Origin of the sequence: Streptomyces sp. NBC_00454 (assembly GCF_041434015.1) — a bacterium.
In the GTDB taxonomy this organism is placed as follows: domain Bacteria; phylum Actinomycetota; class Actinomycetes; order Streptomycetales; family Streptomycetaceae; genus Streptomyces.
In genome coordinates this window covers 5372508-5386987 of sequence record NZ_CP107907.1, presented here as the reverse complement: position 1 = coordinate 5386987, position 14480 = coordinate 5372508, and the positions used below count along the sequence as shown (strand labels likewise).

Genomic DNA, 14480 nt, shown 5'->3' with positions numbered 1-14480 from the left:
GAGACCCGGGGCGCGCGCAGGGCCGTACGGGTACCCGCGCGGCCGTCGGACCCCGACTGCCCCCACCGCCGTACGGGTACCGGTGCCCCCGGAGCCGTCAGCGGCGGGCGCCCTTGCGCAGCCCGTGGCGCACGGCCCGCTGACTCAGCGGCCCCAGCTCCTCCAGGGTCTGCGCCAGTCCGGCGAGCTGCTCCAGCGAGTCCAGGGCCCGCCCGGCCCCCGCCGGGTCGACCCCCTCGTAGAGCTCGATGCCGACGAAGGAGGCGGCCGCGGCGCGCGCCAGCCCGGCCGGGTCGGCGAACCCGGCGAGCGGGGAGGCCGCCAGCAGCCGGGTGAGCACCGACTCCAGCTCCGCGACCCACAGCCCGAGCCCGGCGGCGGTGGCGGCAGCGAGGGCGGGCTGGGCCTGCCCGGCGGCCAGCAGCTGCCCGAGGACCGCCACGTGGCCGCTGCCCCGCTCCTCGGTGTGCATCTGCCGGGCGAAGGCGAGCAGCTCGGCGAGGGAGCCGAGCTCCGCGAACCGCTCGCGGTAGCGGGCGACCCGCTGCTCGGCGCCGAAGACGCAGGCGGCGCAGAGGAGTTCCTCGACGGAGCCGAAGTGGTAGAAGATCAGCCCCTGGTTGACCCCGGCGGTGGCGGCGATGGTGCGCGCCGAGGTCTTGCCGATGCCCTGCTCGATCAGGGTGCGCAGGGCCCCGTCGAGGAGCTTGTGCCGGGTGGCTTCGCTGGCGGCGCTCACGCGCGGACCTCCTCGCGGACGGGGCGCAGGTCCGGCCGCAGCTCGTGGCCGCGGACGTCCACGTACTCGGCGGCGAAGGAGCCCTCGTACCCGAAGAGCGGGCCGAAGCGGCGGTTGACCACCCGCACCCGGATCCGGAAGCGGCCGGTGGCCTCGTCGAAGGACTCGCGGACCTCGGCGTCGCCGCCGATGAAGTCGGGGACGCGGACGTCGACGGGGCCCTCGCGGAAGCGGTGCTCGCCGGAGCGGATGAGCAGGGAGCCGTCGGGCTCGGCGCTCAGGTGCAGGTCGGTGGCGAGGTGCTGGTGGGTGCCCAGGTAGTCGAGGATGCTGCCGCGCTCGGGGCTGTGGACCATCGTGGCGTCGAACCGGTGGGGCCCGCCGGGCAGCTGGAAGGTCCGCACGAAGGTGACGGTCTCGCGGCCGAAGGAGTCGAGGTAGGGGAAGTTCTCCATGACGAAGGGCACGTCCCTGCCCTCGCGCGGAACCAGGATGTTGCGCATCCCGCCGAGCCGCAGGAACGGCTTGACGTGCGCTCCGCCGTGCCAGATCCGGTCCATCGTGCCGCGCCCGATGCAGGCCTCCCCGCTGTCCAGGCCGACGGAGAAGCGGCGCTGGATCTGCGGGTGCAGGCGGTCGAAGGCGGCGCCCATGTGGGCGCGGAACATCGAGGTCATGACGGCTCCTGAAGGTTCGGGGTGCTCAGGGTGGCGAGGAGGCGGGGCTCGGCGGCGGGGACCCGGCCGGGCGGGGTGCGCAGACAGCGGCGGGCGGCGGGGGTGCCGGGGAGCGGCGGGAGCAGCAGGGCGAGGAGGCCGACGGCGAGGGCGGCCGCGAGGGGCGCGTACGCGAGGGCGGCGGCGGTGGCCAGGAGCCGGACGGCGCTCTCGGCGAGGGCCCGGGCGAGGGCGCGGCCCGGGGTGGTTCCGCGCTCGCACCACAGCCGCAGCCGGTCGAAGGACCATGCGGTGGCCCAGCCCATGAGCGGCCGGAAGACCATCCGGTCGGCGAGGGCGCCGAAGCGGCCCCAGCGGGGCCGGTAGTCGTAGCCGGTCAGGAAGCGGATGCCGGGGCCGCCGTCCGGGTCGGGGACGTAGCGCCAGTAGCCGCTGCCCTCGGCGAGCAGCGAGAGCGGGTGGCGCGAGGAGAAGCGCAGGGCGGAGACCCGGGTGCCGTCGGCGCGCCGGCGTTCCCCGGCGGAGATCCCGGTGCCGTGGACGGAGAGGAAGGGCAGCAGGCGCGTCGCGTAGCGGAAGCGCTGCGGCTCGTCCTCGGCTGCCCGCGGCAGGTAGGTGATGGAGGTGAACCGCAGGTCCCAGCGCTGGTGCTGGTCGGGCTCCTGACTCCGGTCCCAGAGCCGGGCCATCTCGGTGCGGATGACCGTCTCGACGTACAGACCCAAGGCCGGCACCCCCCCTTTTTCGCAGTTTGAGCGATCGCTCAAACCGAAAGGTAGCCGAGTTTGAGCGACCGCTCAACACCTCCGGGGCGAGAGTTTGAGCGGCCGCTCAAACCCGGGAAACGACGAGCGCCCCCGGCCGCTGGGCCGGGGGCGCTGTCGCGAAGAGGGGGGCGGAATCAGCCCTGGGCGAGGTGCCGCTCGATGGTCTCCATCTTGGAGGTCATCCCGTCGGTCACACCGGGGCGGATGTCGGCCTTGAGGATGAAGGAGACCCGGGGCGCGCGCGCCTCCACGGCCTCCACCGCACGCTTCACCACGTCCATCACCTCGTCCCACTCGCCCTCGATGGTGGTGAACATGGCGTCCGTGCGGTTCGGCAGCCCGGACTCCCGTACGACGCGGACGGCGTCGGCCACGTACTCGCCGACCTCTTCGCCGACGCCCAGCGGGGTCACCGAGAAGGCGATCATCATGCGCGGGCCGCCTCACGGGCGCGGGCCGCGAGCACGCCGGCCGTCTCTTCGCGCTTGAGCAACCGGTCGCCGTAGAGCCCGCCGAAGGGCAGCAGCGCCAGCAGGAAGAACAGTGCGACCTTCTTCAGCGGCCACTTCGCCGTGATCCAGACGTCCAGCAGGAACACCGCGTAGATGACGAACAGGATCCCGTGGAGGATGCCGAGCGGCATCATCAGGTAGTCGATGTCCGAGATCCGGCTCAGCACCGAGCCGAAGATCAGCAGGGCCGGGAACGACAGCGCTTCGGGTACGGAGATGAGGCGCAGCCGGTGCAGGGCGGTGGCGGTCTTGATGTCCACGTGGAACCTTCGGGGTGGAGGCCGGGGGTCCGTCCCAGTGTCTCAGCCACCCGGGGCGATCTTGCCCCGGGGGCCGATCCCGGCGGAACCGACCATTCCCGGCCGATATCGGCCAACGGGCCCTGTTCCGCCCCGCCCGCTGCCGATAACGTCTTCCCCGTGGCTCAGTTCAGACTCCAAGGCAGCAAGGTGCTCGCCGTCGACCTGACCGGGGACGCCGTCAAAGCAAAGAACGGCGCCATGGTCGCGTACGACGGCCAGATGGCCTTCAAGAAGATGACAGGCGGCGGCGAAGGCCTCCGCGGCATGGTGACCCGGCGGCTCACCGGCGAACAGATGACCGTGATGGAGGTACAGGGTCACGGCACCTGCTTCTTCGCCGACCGGGCGAGTGAGATCAATCTGGTCAATCTGCGCGGAGAGAAGCTCTACGTCGAGTCCAGCAACCTGCTGTGCACCGACGCCGGCCTGCGCACCGGCACCACCTTCACCGGCCTGCGCGGTGCTACGACGGGCAACGGCCTGTTCACCACGACCGTCGAGGGCAACGGGCAGGCGGCGATCACCTCCGACGGCCCCGCGGTGGTGCTGCGCGTCAGCGCGCAGTACCCGCTCTCCGTCGACCCGGGGGCGTACGTGGCGCACACCGGGAACCTCCAGCAGTCCTTCCAGTCGGGGATCAACTTCCGCACCCTGATCGGCGAGGGCTCGGGCGAGGCCTTCCAGATCCGTTTCGAGGGCGAGGGCCTGGTCTACGTGCAGCCCAGCGAGCGCAACACCATCGGGGGCGACATCTGATGCCGTTCCGCGAGATCAACTCCAAAGTGGTCGAGGCCCAGGTCGTACCGGGGCAGAAGATGTACAGCCAGCGCGGCGCGATGCTCGCCTACCGCGGCGAGGTCTCCTTCACCCCGAGCCTGACCGGCGGCCAGGGCGGCGTGATGGGCATGATCGGGCGGCGCGTGGCGAACGAGCAGACCCCGCTGATGAGCGTCGAGGGCAGCGGCACCGTGATGTTCGGCCACGGCGGCCACCACGTCCAGGTGATCAACCTGACCGGCGAGACCCTCTACGTGGAGGCGGACCGGCTCCTGGCCTTCGACGGCACCCTCCAGCAGGGCACGATGTTCATGGGCTCGCAGGGCGGGGTCATGGGCATGGTGCGCGGCCAGGTGACGGGCCAGGGCCTGTTCACCACCACCCTCAAGGGCCACGGCTCGGTGGCCGTGATGGCCCACGGCGGGGTCATCGAACTCCCGATCACCCCGCAGCGGCCGATCCACGTGGACCCGCAGGCCTACGTCGCCCACCACGGCGACGTCCGCAACAAGCTCTCCACGGCGCTGGGCTGGCGGGACATGGTCGGGCGCGGCTCGGGCGAGGCGTTCCAGCTGGAGCTGTCCGGCCAGGGCGCGGTGTACGTACAGGCCTCGGAGGAAAAACTGTGAATTTCGGACCTGTGACCGGCGGCCCCGGTGGCCCGACGGTCTACGACCCGCACACCCTGCCGTCCGACGACAACGTCAACGCCTACACCTTCTGCGTGGAGCTCAAGGGGAGCCAGTGGTTCCTGCAGAAGGGCAAGATGATCTCGTACTACGGGCGCATCGAGTTCAACGGCATCGGCCACGGCCGCTTCGACCGGCTGCTGCGCACCAGCTTCCACTCGCCGCTGCACGCCAGTGACTGGGTGGTGGCCGAGGGGCAGGGCAAGATGCTGCTCGCCGACCGGGCCTTCGACGTGAACTCGTACGACCTGGACAACGGAAACCTGACCATCCGGTCGGGCAACCTGCTCGCCTACCAGCCCACTCTCGCGCTGAAGCAGTCGATCGTCCCGGGTTTTCTCACCCTGATCGGAACCGGGAAGTTCGTGGCGGCGTCCAACGGACCGGTGGTGTTCATGGAACCGCCGCTGCGCGTGGACCCGCAGGCGCTGGTGGGGTGGGCGGACTGTCCCTCCCCCTGCCACCACTACGACCACGGGTACATGTCGGGCGTGATCGGCGGCCTGCGCTCGCTGACGGGCATCGGGGGCTCCTCGGGCGAGGAGCACCAGTTCGAGTTCGTCGGTGCCGGGACGGTGCTCATGCAGTCCTCGGAGCTGCTGATGGCCGAGCAGGCGATCGGCGCCGTGGGCGCCGGGGCGGCCTCGGGCAACCAACAGGGGGTACCGGGAGCCGGCCAGGGTCCGCTCGGGCAGCTGGGCGTGCCCCGGATGCCGGGACAGCTGGGCGATCTCCAGCGGCGTCTCGGCCTGTGACCCCACCCGCACCCCTCGTCATTTTTGTACGCAATTCAACTTCTTAGGTAGAGTTCTTTCATGGAGACCATCGAGACCGGGACGGCCACGCAGTGGCTGAACGATGCCGAGCAGTGCGCCTGGCGCACCCACCTGGACGTCAACAAGCTGCTGATGCACCAGCTGGAAAAGGATCTCCAGCCCTTCGGACTCACCAACAACGACTACGAGATCCTCGTGAACCTCTCGGAATCCGAAGACCACCGGATGCGGATGAGCGACCTCGCGACGTCGACCCTCCAGTCCAAGAGCAGGCTCTCCCACCAGATCACCCGCATGGAATCGGCGGGCCTGGTCCGCCGCATGAACTGCGAGTCCGACCGCCGCGGGCTCTACGCCGTCCTCACCCCGGAGGGCATGGAGACCATGCGCAAGGTCGCCCCGCACCACGTGGCGTCCGTCCGCCGGCACTTCATCGACCTGCTCCCGCCGGACGCGCTCGCGGCTCTACGCGCGTCCCTGGGGCCGGTCGCCGAGCACCTGCGGGCCGATCGCGGCAAGGCCTGACCGGGCTGACCTGGCGAACGCGCGGTCCTCGGCGGCCGCCCGGAGAATGGGTGGTAACGCTCGCTCGCCGGCCGCTCGCCGAGCAACCGTAAGCGCTCTGGCCGGCCTGAGGAGGTCCAAGCCATGAAGCGCACGCACAACCGCACGCTGTACGTCTCGTCGGCCGCGGCCGTGGTCCTGCTGGTCGGGGGCCCGGTGGCGGCCGCCGCCGCATCCACCGCCGACGCGGCAAGAACCGCCCCCGCCGTCTCCTCCGCGCTCCAGCGCGCCGGGGTCGACGCCGGCGGGGCCGCCTCGGCGGCCCTGCAGAAGTACCCCGGAACCGTGGAGTCCCTCGACAAGGACGGCTCCATCTGGCACGTGAACGTCATCGGCAAGAACGGCGGCTACGCCGAGGTGATCGTCGACGGGGCCACCGGCTCGGCCACGGTCGGGAACACCGAGCAGAACAACGACAACGGCGACGAGTACACCACCCTGCTCGCCGCGAAGTACAACGCCCAGCAAGCCATGAAGGCGGCCCTCGTCGCCCATCCGGGGACGGTCTGGTCCGTGAGCTGGGACGACAACGACAACGGGAACGGCAACAGCCGCTACTGGGACGTGGAGATCAAGAACGACGGTCGCACCACGAACGTGCACGTCGACCCCACGTCGGGCAAGGTCACCACGTCCAACTCCGACTCGAACGACAACTACGGCAATAACGGCGACAACGGCGACAACGGCGACGAGAACAACTAGAGCGGCCCAGGGCGGCAGAGCCCCCGGCAGGACATGCCGACGCCGCACCCCGTGGACGGGGTGCGGCGTCGGCATGTGGTCAGTTCTCCAGCGGGACGGTCAGGCGTTGGGACGCTTGCCGTGGTTCGCCTTCTTCTTCTTGCGGGCTCGCTTCTTGTTGCCGCGCTTCGCCATGAAACCTCCCTGCGTTGGGGCATTCCGGGCGTTCGCCAGTCTATGACCGGCCCGTCGGCTCCGCATCCGGTTCCGTCAAGGAAGCCAGCAGCGCGTCCGCCGCCGCGTACGGGTCCAGGGCGCCCGCGGCCACCCGCGCCGCCAGGTCGTCGAGCCGGGCGTTGCCGTGCAGATCGGCCAGGCGCGCCCGTAGCGCGGTGATCGCGATGGTCTCGACCTCGCGCGCCGCCCGCGCCGTACGCCGCTCCGCCAGCACCCCGCGCTCGTCCATCCAGGCCCGGTGCTTCTCCAGGGACTCGACCAGCTCGTCGATGCCCGTGCCCCGGGCTGCGACCGTCTTGACGATCGGCGGCCGCCAGTCGCCCTTGGCCCGGGACTCCCCCAGGCCCAGCATGTGGTTCAGCTCCCGGGCGGTGGCGTCCGCTCCGTCCCGGTCGGCCTTGTTCACCACGTAGACGTCGCCGATCTCCAGGATCCCCGCCTTCGCGGCCTGGATCCCGTCGCCCATCCCGGGGGCCAGCAGCACCACCGAGGTGTCGGCCTGTGCCGCGATCTCCACCTCCGACTGCCCGACCCCGACCGTCTCGACCAGGATCACCTCGCAGCCGGCCGCGTCCAGCACCCGGATCGCCTGCGGGGCCGCCCAGGCCAGACCGCCCAGGTGACCCCGGGTGGCCATGGACCGGATGTAGACCCCCGGGTCGGAGGCGTGGTCCGACATCCGCACCCGGTCGCCGAGCAGCGCACCGCCGGAGAACGGCGAGGACGGGTCGACGGCGAGGACGCCGACCCGCTTGCCGGCCTGGCGGTACGCTGAGACCAGCGCCGAGGTGGTCGTGGACTTGCCGACGCCCGGGGAGCCCGTCAGCCCGACCACGTACGCGTTGCCGGTGAGCGGCGCCAGCGCCGCCATCACCTCCCGCAGCTGCGGGGACGCCCCTTCGACCAGCGAGATCAGCCGGGCCACGGCTCTGGGCCGGCCCTCACGTGCCTGGGCCACCAGCTGGGGGACGTCCGCCGCCGTCATGGGTGCTGCGCTCCTCGGTTCTCGTACGGGTACGGGTGCTGCGGTTCCAGCCGCGACTACGGCCTCGGCTACGGGGCGACGCGGACGATCAGGGCGTCGCCCTGCCCGCCGCCACCGCACAGCGCGGCCGCGCCGACCCCGCCGCCGCGGCGCTTGAGCTCCAGCGCCAGGTGCAGCACCACGCGGGCGCCGGACATGCCGATCGGGTGTCCCAGGGCGATGGCGCCGCCGTTGACGTTCACCTTTTCCGGGGTCACGCCGAGGTCCTTCATTGACTGCACGGCGACCGCCGCGAAGGCCTCGTTGATCTCGATGAGGTCCAGGTCCTCGACGCCCAGGCCCTCCTTCTTCAGGGCGTGCAGGATCGCGTTGGACGGCTGCGACTGGAGCGAGTTGTCCGGACCGGCCACGTTGCCGTGGGCGCCGATCTCGGCGAGCCACTCCAGGCCCAGCTCCTCGGCCTTGGCCTTGCTCATCACGACCACGGCGGCGGCGCCGTCGCTGATCTGCGAGGAGGTGCCGGCGGTGATGGTGCCGTCCTTGGTGAAGGCCGGGCGCAGCTTGCCGAGGGACTCCACGGTGGTCTCGGGGCGGATGCCCTCGTCCACCGAGAAGACGACCGGGTCGCCCTTGCGCTGCGGGATCTCGACCGGGGTGATCTCGGCCTCGAAGACGCCGTTCTTCTGCGCGGCGGCGGCCCGCTGGTGGGAGGCGGCCGCGAACTCGTCCTGCGGGGCGCGCTCGATGCCCAGGCGGGTGTTGTGCGTTTCGGTGGACAGGCCCATCGGAATGCCCTCGAAGGCGTCGGTGAGGCCGTCGTAGGCCATCGCGTCGAGCATCTCGATGGCGCCGTACTTGAAGCCCTCGCGGGACTTCGGCAGCAGGTGCGGGGCGTTGGTCATGGACTCCTGGCCGCCCGCGACCACGATGTCGAACTCACCGGCGCGGATGAGCTGGTCGGCCAGGGCGATGGCGTCGAGGCCCGAGAGGCACACCTTGTTGATGGTGAGCGCGGGCACGTTCATCGGGATTCCGGCCTTGACGGCCGCCTGCCGGGCGGGGATCTGGCCCGCTCCGGCCTGGAGCACCTGGCCCATGATCACGTACTGGACCTGGTCGCCGGAGATCCCGGCCCGCTCCAGCGCGGACTTGATGGCGAAGCCGCCGAGGTCGGCACCCGAGAAGGACTTCAGCGAACCGAGCAGCCGTCCCATGGGCGTGCGGGCCCCGGCGACGATCACTGACGTGGTGTTGTTCGTTCCGGACATGGAGCACAGCCCCTTGAAGATGAGGAGTGAACGAGGGTTTACCCGAATGTACTGAGCGGTACCCGTGGCGTCATCGGCCCGTCAGTGTGATCGCGCGCACGTTGCGTAACCACCGCTCGGAGCGCTGCACTGTCTCCATGCTGACAAGAATCGACCACATCGGGATCGCCTGCTTCGACCTGGACAAGACGGTTGAGTTCTACCGTGCCACCTACGGGTTCGAGGTGTTCCACTCCGAGATCAACGAGGAGCAGGGCGTCCGCGAGGCCATGCTCAAGATCAACGCCACGGACGACGGCGGAGCCTCGTACATCCAGCTCCTGGAACCCACCCGCGAGGACTCCGCGGTCGGCAAGTGGCTCGCCAAGAACGGCGAGGGCGTCCACCACATCGCCTTCGGCACCGCGGACGTCCTGGGCGACTCCGAAGCCATCCGCGGCAAGGGCGTCCGCGTCCTCTACGACCAGCCCCGCACGGGCTCGATGGGCTCCCAGATCACCTTCCTCCACCCCAAGGACTGCCACGGCGTCCTGACCGAACTGGTCACCAGCAGCACAGAGCACTGATGTCCCGTTTCCCCGGCCGGTAGAGTGGCGTTTGGCTCGGCCGGGGTTCGGTGCGGACGGGGTCGGGGCCTGTAGTGCCTGACCCGGTATCTGACACCATTCCCCGGGGGCGTCGTTCAGCGGGCGGACGATGCTCATTTGGGAGTGAGCTTGCGACCAGGGGACGGATGGGACCGCGCTGTGCGGGGCTACGAAAGCCAGGAGAGCCATCAGGCCGAGGCCGACCATCTCTCGCGCTTCGAAGCCGAGATGGAGCGGCTGAAGAAGGAGCGCGGGAAGGCCTTCCAGCACGCCGAGGACCTGGGCTACCAGGTCGAGGTGCTGCGCGCCAAGCTCCATGAGGTACGCCGGAATCTGGCGTCCCGCCCCGCGTACGACGGCGCGGACATGGGCTATCAGGCGGAGCAGCTGCTCCGTAATGCCCAGATCCAGGCCGACCAGATGCGCTCCGACGCCGAGCGCGAACTGCGCGACGTACGGGCGCAGACCCAGCGCATCCTGCAGGAGCACGCCGAGCACCAGGCGCGCCTCCAGGCCGAGCTGCACGCCGAGGCCGTCAACCGCCGCCAGCGCCTGGACCAGGAGCTGGGCGAGCGCCGCCAGACCGTGGAAGCCCACGTCAACGAGAACGTGGCCTGGGCCGAGCAGTTGCGCGCCCGGACCGAGTCGCAGGCCCGCCGGCTCATGGACGAGTCCCGCGCCGAGGCCGAGCAGACCCTGGCCGCCGCGCGCGCCGAGGCCGCCCGGGTCGCCTCCGAGGCCACCCGTCGGCTCGCCGCCGACAACGAAGCCTCGCGCGCCGAGGCCGAGTCGACGCTGCTGCGCGCCCGCAAGGAGGCCGAGCGGCTGCTGACCGCCGCCTCCTCGCAGGCCCAGGAGGCCACCGAGCACGCGGAGCGGCTGCGCTCGACCACCACCGCCGAGGCCGAGCAGACCCGCCAGCAGACGATGGACCTGGGCCGGGTCGCCGAACAGCGCGCCCAGGAGGCCGACGGGGCCCTGCGGGAGGCACGCGCCGCCGCGGAGAAGCTGCTGGCCGATGCCAAGGAGAGCGCCGCCCGCCAGCTGGCCTCCGCGGAATCCGTCAACGAGCAGCGCACCCGTACGGCCAAGGAGCAGGTGGCCCGCCTGGTCGGCGAGGCCAACAAGGAGGCCGAGACCCTCAAGGCCGAGGCCGAGCAGGCGCTCGCCGACGCCCGCGCGGAGACCGACCGGCTGCGTGCGGAGGCCGGCGAGCAGGCCCGTACCGCCGCGGCCGAGGACGCGGCGGCCCAGCTGGCGAAGGCGGCCCGCACCGCCGAGGAGGTCCTGAACAAGGCCTCGGAGGACGCCCGCGCCACCACCCGGGCGGCGTCCGAGGAGGCCGAGCGGATCCGCGGCGAGGCCGAGGCGGAGGCCGAGCGGCTGCGCACCCAGGCCGCCACCACGGCCGACGAGCTCAAGGGCGCGGCCAAGGACGACACCGAGGAGTACCGGGCCCGTACGGTCGAGCTCCAGGAGGAGGCCCGCCGGCTGCGCGGCGAGGCCGAGCAGCTGCGCGCGGAGGCCGTCGCCGAGGGCGAGCGGATCCGCGGCGAGGCCCGCCGCGAGGCGATCCAGCAGATCGAGGAGGCGGCCCGCACCGCCGAGGAACTGCTGGGCAAGTCCCGGGCGGACGCCGACGAGGTGCGCGCGAGCGCGAACGCGGAGAGCGAGCGGGTCCGCGGCGAGGCCGTGGAGCGGGCCACCACCCTGCGCAAGCAGGCCGAGGAGACCCTGGACCGCACCCGCGCCGAGGCCGAGCGGCTGCGCGCGGAGGCCGAGGAGCAGGCGGAGTCGGTACGGGCCGAGGCGGATGCCGCGGCTGCCGTGCGGCGCGAGGAGACCGAGCAGGCGCTGTCCGCGAAGCGGGCGGAGGCCGATGAGGAGCTCGTACGGCTCCACACGGACGCCGAGGGGCGGCTCTCGACGGCCGAGCAGACCCTGCGCGACGCCCGCGCGGCCGCGGAGAACATCCGCAAGGAGACCACCGAGGAGAGCGACCGGCTGCGCGCGGAGGCCGCCGAGCGGATCCGCACCCTGCAGACGCAGTCGGAGGCGGAGGCCGACCAGCTGCGCACCGATGCGGCGGACGACGCCGGCCGGGTCCGCGCCGAGGCCGAGCAGGCCGCGGTGCGGCTGACCGGCGAGGCCGAGGCCGAGGCGGAGCGGCTGCGCTCCGAGGCGCAGGAGACCGCCGACCGGCTGCGCGCGGAGGCCAAGGCCGCCGCCGAGCGGGTCGCGCAGGAGGCCGCCGAGGCACTTTCAGCCGCCCAGGAGGAGGCCGCACGGCGTCGCCGGGAGTCCGAGGAGACCCTGGCTTCGGCGCGCACCGACGCCGAGAGCGAGCGGGCGCAGGCCCGGGAGGAGAGCGAGGAGCTCCTCGCCCAGGCCCGCAAGCGTTCCGAGGAGGCCCAGGCCGAGGCGGTCTGGCTCACCGAGGAGGCCGAGCGGCGCGCGTCGGAGGTGGTCGCGGCGGCCGAGGCCACCGCGCAGCAGGTGCGCGACTCCGTGGCCGGGCTGCACGAGCAGGCCGAGGAGGAGATCGCGGGGCTGCGCAGCGCGGCCGAGCACGCGGCAGAGCGTACGAGGACGGAGGCCGGCGAGGAGGCCGACCGGGTCCGCGGCGACGCGTACGCCGAGCGGGAGCGGGCCACCGAGGACGCGAACCGGATCCGCAGCGAGGCGCGGACCGAGACGGACGCGGCGAAGGCGCTGGCCGAGCGGACCGTGGGCGACGCGATCGCCGAGGCCGAGCAGCTGCGCACGGACACCGCCGAGTACGCCCAGCGGGTGCGTACGGAGGCCACGGACGCGCTGGCCGCGTCCGAGCGCGATGCCGCCCGTACCAAGGCGGACGCCCGGGACGACGCGAACCGGATCCGCGGCGAGGCCGCGGAGTCCCTGGAGTCCTCGCGCGCCGAGGGCGGCCGGATCGTCGCCGAGGCGACGGCGGAGGCCGAGCGGCTGACGGCCGAGACGGCGGCTGCCAACGCGGTCACGGTCGGCGAGGCGCAGGCCGAGGCCGACCGGCTCACCGAGGCGGCGCTCTCGGCGGCGGAGGACACCCGCGCCGAGGCCGCGGGCACCCTGGACGAGGCCCGCGCCGAGGCCAACCGGCTGCGTACCGAGGCCGCCGAGCAGGCGGACCGGCTCATCACCGAGGCCTCTTCGGAGGCCGAGAAGCTCACCCAGGAGACCCGCGCGGCGAACGCGGCCACGGTCTCCGAGGCCGAGGCCGCCGCCAAGGCCCTGCGCGCCGAGGCCTCGGACGCCCTGGACGGGGCCCGCGCCGAAGCGGGCCGGCTCACGGACCAGGCGGCGCAGACCCTGGCCAGCGCCGAGCGGGACGCGGCCCGGGTACTGGTCGACGCCCGCACCGAGGGCGACCGGCTGGTCGACGAGACGCGCGTGGCGAACGAGGCCACGGTCGGCGAGGCGCGGGCCGAGGCCGACCGGCTGCTGGCCGAGGCGGCGCGCACCCTGGACGACGCCCGTGCGGACGGCGGCCGGATCATCGGCGAGGCCACCGCGGAGGCGGACCGCGTCACGGTCGCGGCGAACGAGACCCTGGCGGGCGCCGAGCGGGAGTCCGAGCAGACCCTCGACGAGGCGCGTGCCGAGGCGGGCAGGCTCCGTACCGAGGCCGCCGAGCAGGCCGACCACCTGGTCGCCGAGGCGGTCGCGGAGGCGGACCGGCTCACCGAGCAGACCCGCAAGGACAACGAGCGCACGGTCGGCGAGGCCTCGAACGAGGCGGAGCGGCTGCGCGCGGAGGCTTCGGAGTCGCTGTCTTCGGCGCAGGAGCACGCGACCCGTACCCGGTCCGAGGCGGAGCGGGTCAAGGCGGAGGCCGCGACCGACGCCGAGCGGGTGCGCGCCGAGGCGCGTTCGGAGTCGGAGCGGCTGCTGGACGAGGCCCGCGAGGAGGCCAACAAGCGCCGCAGCGAGGCTGCGACGCAGGTGGACCGGCTGATCACGGAGGCCTCTTCGGAGGCCGAGAAGCTGACCGGGGACGCGCAGAAGCAGGCCCTGGCCGCCACGACGGCGGCCGAGGAGCAGGCCGACGCGATGGTCGACGCGGCGCGCAAGGAGGCCGCGCGGATCACCTCCGAGGCGACGGTGGAGGGCAACTCCCTGGTGGAGAAGGCCCGTACGGATGCCGACGAGCTGCTGGTCGGGGCGCGCACGGACGCGTCGGCCATAAGGGAGCGGGCGGAGGAGCTGCGGGGCCGCGTCGAGGGCGAGGTCGAGGAGCTGCACGAGCGGGCCCGCCGGGAGTCGGCCGAGCAGATGAAGTCGGCCGGCGAGCGCGTGGACAAGCTGGTGCGGGCGGCGACCGAGCAGAGCGTCGAGGCCGAGTCGAAGGCCAAGGCGCTGGTGTCGGACGCGAGCAGCGAGGCGGGCAAGGTCCGCATCGCCGCGGTGCGCAAGGCGGAGGCGCTGCTCAAGGAGGCCGAGCAGAAGAAGGCGGAGCTGGTGCGGGAGGCCGAGGGCCGGCTCGCGGAGGCGAAGGCGGAGGCCGAGCGGCTCGTCGAGGAGGGCCGGCGCGAGCTGGAGGTCCTGGTGCGCAGGCGCGAGGACATTCAGGCGGAGATCTCCCGTGTCCAGGACGTTCTTGAGGCGTTGGAATCATTCGAGGCGCCTTCGGTGGGCGCGAAGCCCGGGGTCGGCGGCCAGGGCGCGGGGGGCGTGAAGGCCGGCGCGGCAGCGGGTTCCACTCGTTCGGGTGGCAAGACGTCAGACGGCTAGTCAGTGCACGTGAATGCGTGCTCCTGATAGAAGTTCAGGCGAACGAGTGACAAGCATTCTGTCGCCTTGCCACTCAAAAGGGGTGTCATTGTCCAGATCAAACGCGGATTGACTCGATGACACGCCGTCTTGGCGCCTAGGATTCCCCTTAACATCCATCTCCTCAC

15 protein-coding genes are annotated in these 14480 nt (G+C 72.3%); 7 read left to right on the top strand and 8 right to left on the bottom strand.

Translation table 11 applies throughout. The annotated features are described in order from the left end of the window. Positions 1–97: 97 nt before the first annotated feature. The 5 genes from OHU74_RS25060 to OHU74_RS25040 all read right to left on the bottom strand — a co-directional run bounded on the left by OHU74_RS25060 (position 98) and on the right by OHU74_RS25040 (position 2955). Entirely contained in the window at positions 98–739 is a 642-nt protein-coding gene (locus OHU74_RS25060) for a TetR/AcrR family transcriptional regulator (protein ID WP_371617958.1), read from the bottom strand. Beyond that, positions 736–1416 carry a DUF4166 domain-containing protein gene (locus OHU74_RS25055; RefSeq protein WP_371617957.1) on the bottom strand — a complete coding sequence of 227 codons (681 nt, stop codon included), beginning with the start codon at positions 1414–1416 and terminating at the stop codon, positions 736–738. The genes OHU74_RS25060 and OHU74_RS25055 overlap by 4 nt, the downstream gene beginning before the upstream one ends. Continuing rightward, the gene (locus OHU74_RS25050; RefSeq protein WP_371617956.1) at positions 1413–2141 is read right to left on the bottom strand and encodes a hypothetical protein; all 729 of its coding nucleotides are present in this window, start codon (positions 2139–2141) and stop codon (positions 1413–1415) included. The genes OHU74_RS25055 and OHU74_RS25050 overlap by 4 nt, the downstream gene beginning before the upstream one ends. A gap of 176 nt (positions 2142–2317) precedes the next feature. Further along, a complete protein-coding gene (locus tag OHU74_RS25045; RefSeq protein WP_371617955.1) occupies positions 2318–2614 on the bottom strand; it encodes an MTH1187 family thiamine-binding protein in 297 nt (98 codons plus the stop codon). After that, a complete protein-coding gene (locus OHU74_RS25040; RefSeq protein WP_371617954.1) occupies positions 2611–2955 on the bottom strand; it encodes a DUF3817 domain-containing protein in 345 nt (114 codons plus the stop codon). The genes OHU74_RS25045 and OHU74_RS25040 overlap by 4 nt, the downstream gene beginning before the upstream one ends. Before the next feature lie 159 nt (positions 2956–3114). Here OHU74_RS25040 and OHU74_RS25035 point away from each other — a divergent pair, with 159 nt between their 5' ends. The 5 genes from OHU74_RS25035 (at position 3115) to OHU74_RS25015 (ending at position 6508) form a co-directional block, all read left to right on the top strand. Further along, positions 3115–3753, top strand: a complete 639-nt coding sequence (locus OHU74_RS25035) for an AIM24 family protein (protein WP_371617953.1) — start codon at positions 3115–3117, stop codon at positions 3751–3753. Further along, positions 3753–4403 carry an AIM24 family protein gene (locus OHU74_RS25030; RefSeq protein WP_371617952.1) on the top strand — a complete coding sequence of 217 codons (651 nt, stop codon included), beginning with the start codon at positions 3753–3755 and terminating at the stop codon, positions 4401–4403. The genes OHU74_RS25035 and OHU74_RS25030 overlap by 1 nt, the downstream gene beginning before the upstream one ends. An 11-nt stretch (positions 4404–4414) precedes the next feature. Next, a complete protein-coding gene (locus OHU74_RS25025) occupies positions 4415–5218 on the top strand; it encodes an AIM24 family protein (RefSeq protein WP_330301065.1) in 804 nt (267 codons plus the stop codon). Between the two features lie 69 nt (positions 5219–5287). After that, entirely contained in the window at positions 5288–5764 is a 477-nt protein-coding gene (locus OHU74_RS25020; protein WP_330301064.1) for a MarR family transcriptional regulator, read from the top strand. Positions 5765–5887: 123 nt separating this feature from the next. Further along, a complete protein-coding gene (locus OHU74_RS25015) occupies positions 5888–6508 on the top strand; it encodes a PepSY domain-containing protein (RefSeq protein WP_371617951.1) in 621 nt (206 codons plus the stop codon). A 99-nt stretch (positions 6509–6607) separates the two neighbouring features. Here OHU74_RS25015 and OHU74_RS25010 read toward each other — a convergent pair whose 3' ends face one another. The 3 genes from OHU74_RS25010 to OHU74_RS25000 all read right to left on the bottom strand — a co-directional run bounded on the left by OHU74_RS25010 (position 6608) and on the right by OHU74_RS25000 (position 8977). After that, entirely contained in the window at positions 6608–6682 is a 75-nt protein-coding gene (locus OHU74_RS25010; protein WP_099895366.1) for a 50S ribosomal protein bL37, read from the bottom strand. A 40-nt stretch (positions 6683–6722) separates the two neighbouring features. Continuing rightward, on the bottom strand, positions 6723–7709 hold the full coding sequence (meaB, locus tag OHU74_RS25005) for a methylmalonyl Co-A mutase-associated GTPase MeaB (RefSeq protein ID WP_371617950.1): 987 nt from the start codon (positions 7707–7709) through the stop codon (positions 6723–6725). A 68-nt stretch (positions 7710–7777) separates the two neighbouring features. Continuing rightward, positions 7778–8977, bottom strand: a complete 1200-nt coding sequence (locus OHU74_RS25000; protein WP_371617949.1) for an acetyl-CoA C-acetyltransferase — start codon at positions 8975–8977, stop codon at positions 7778–7780. 137 nt (positions 8978–9114) lie between these two features. Here OHU74_RS25000 and mce point away from each other — a divergent pair, with 137 nt between their 5' ends. Beyond that, positions 9115–9543 carry a methylmalonyl-CoA epimerase gene (mce, locus tag OHU74_RS24995; protein WP_371617948.1) on the top strand — a complete coding sequence of 143 codons (429 nt, stop codon included), beginning with the start codon at positions 9115–9117 and terminating at the stop codon, positions 9541–9543. Positions 9544–9723: 180 nt separating this feature from the next. Further along, complete coding sequence (scy, locus tag OHU74_RS24990) at positions 9724–14313, top strand: polarized growth protein Scy (protein ID WP_371617947.1); 4590 nt, start codon at positions 9724–9726, stop codon at positions 14311–14313. Positions 14314–14480 lie beyond the last annotated feature (167 nt).

Excerpts from the sequence above, each read along its gene's own strand:
- OHU74_RS25045 (WP_371617955.1), bottom strand. The coding sequence starts at position 2,614 with ATGATGATCGCCTTCTCGGTGACCCCGCTGGGCGTCGGCGAAGAGGTC.
- mce (WP_371617948.1), top strand. The coding sequence starts at position 9,115 with ATGCTGACAAGAATCGACCACATCGGGATCGCCTGCTTCGACCTGGAC.
- OHU74_RS25030 (WP_371617952.1), top strand. The coding sequence starts at position 3,753 with ATGCCGTTCCGCGAGATCAACTCCAAAGTGGTCGAGGCCCAGGTCGTA.
- OHU74_RS25055 (WP_371617957.1), bottom strand. The coding sequence starts at position 1,416 with ATGACCTCGATGTTCCGCGCCCACATGGGCGCCGCCTTCGACCGCCTG.
- OHU74_RS25015 (WP_371617951.1), top strand. The coding sequence starts at position 5,888 with ATGAAGCGCACGCACAACCGCACGCTGTACGTCTCGTCGGCCGCGGCC.
- OHU74_RS25000 (WP_371617949.1), bottom strand. The coding sequence starts at position 8,977 with ATGTCCGGAACGAACAACACCACGTCAGTGATCGTCGCCGGGGCCCGC.
- meaB (WP_371617950.1), bottom strand. The coding sequence starts at position 7,709 with ATGACGGCGGCGGACGTCCCCCAGCTGGTGGCCCAGGCACGTGAGGGC.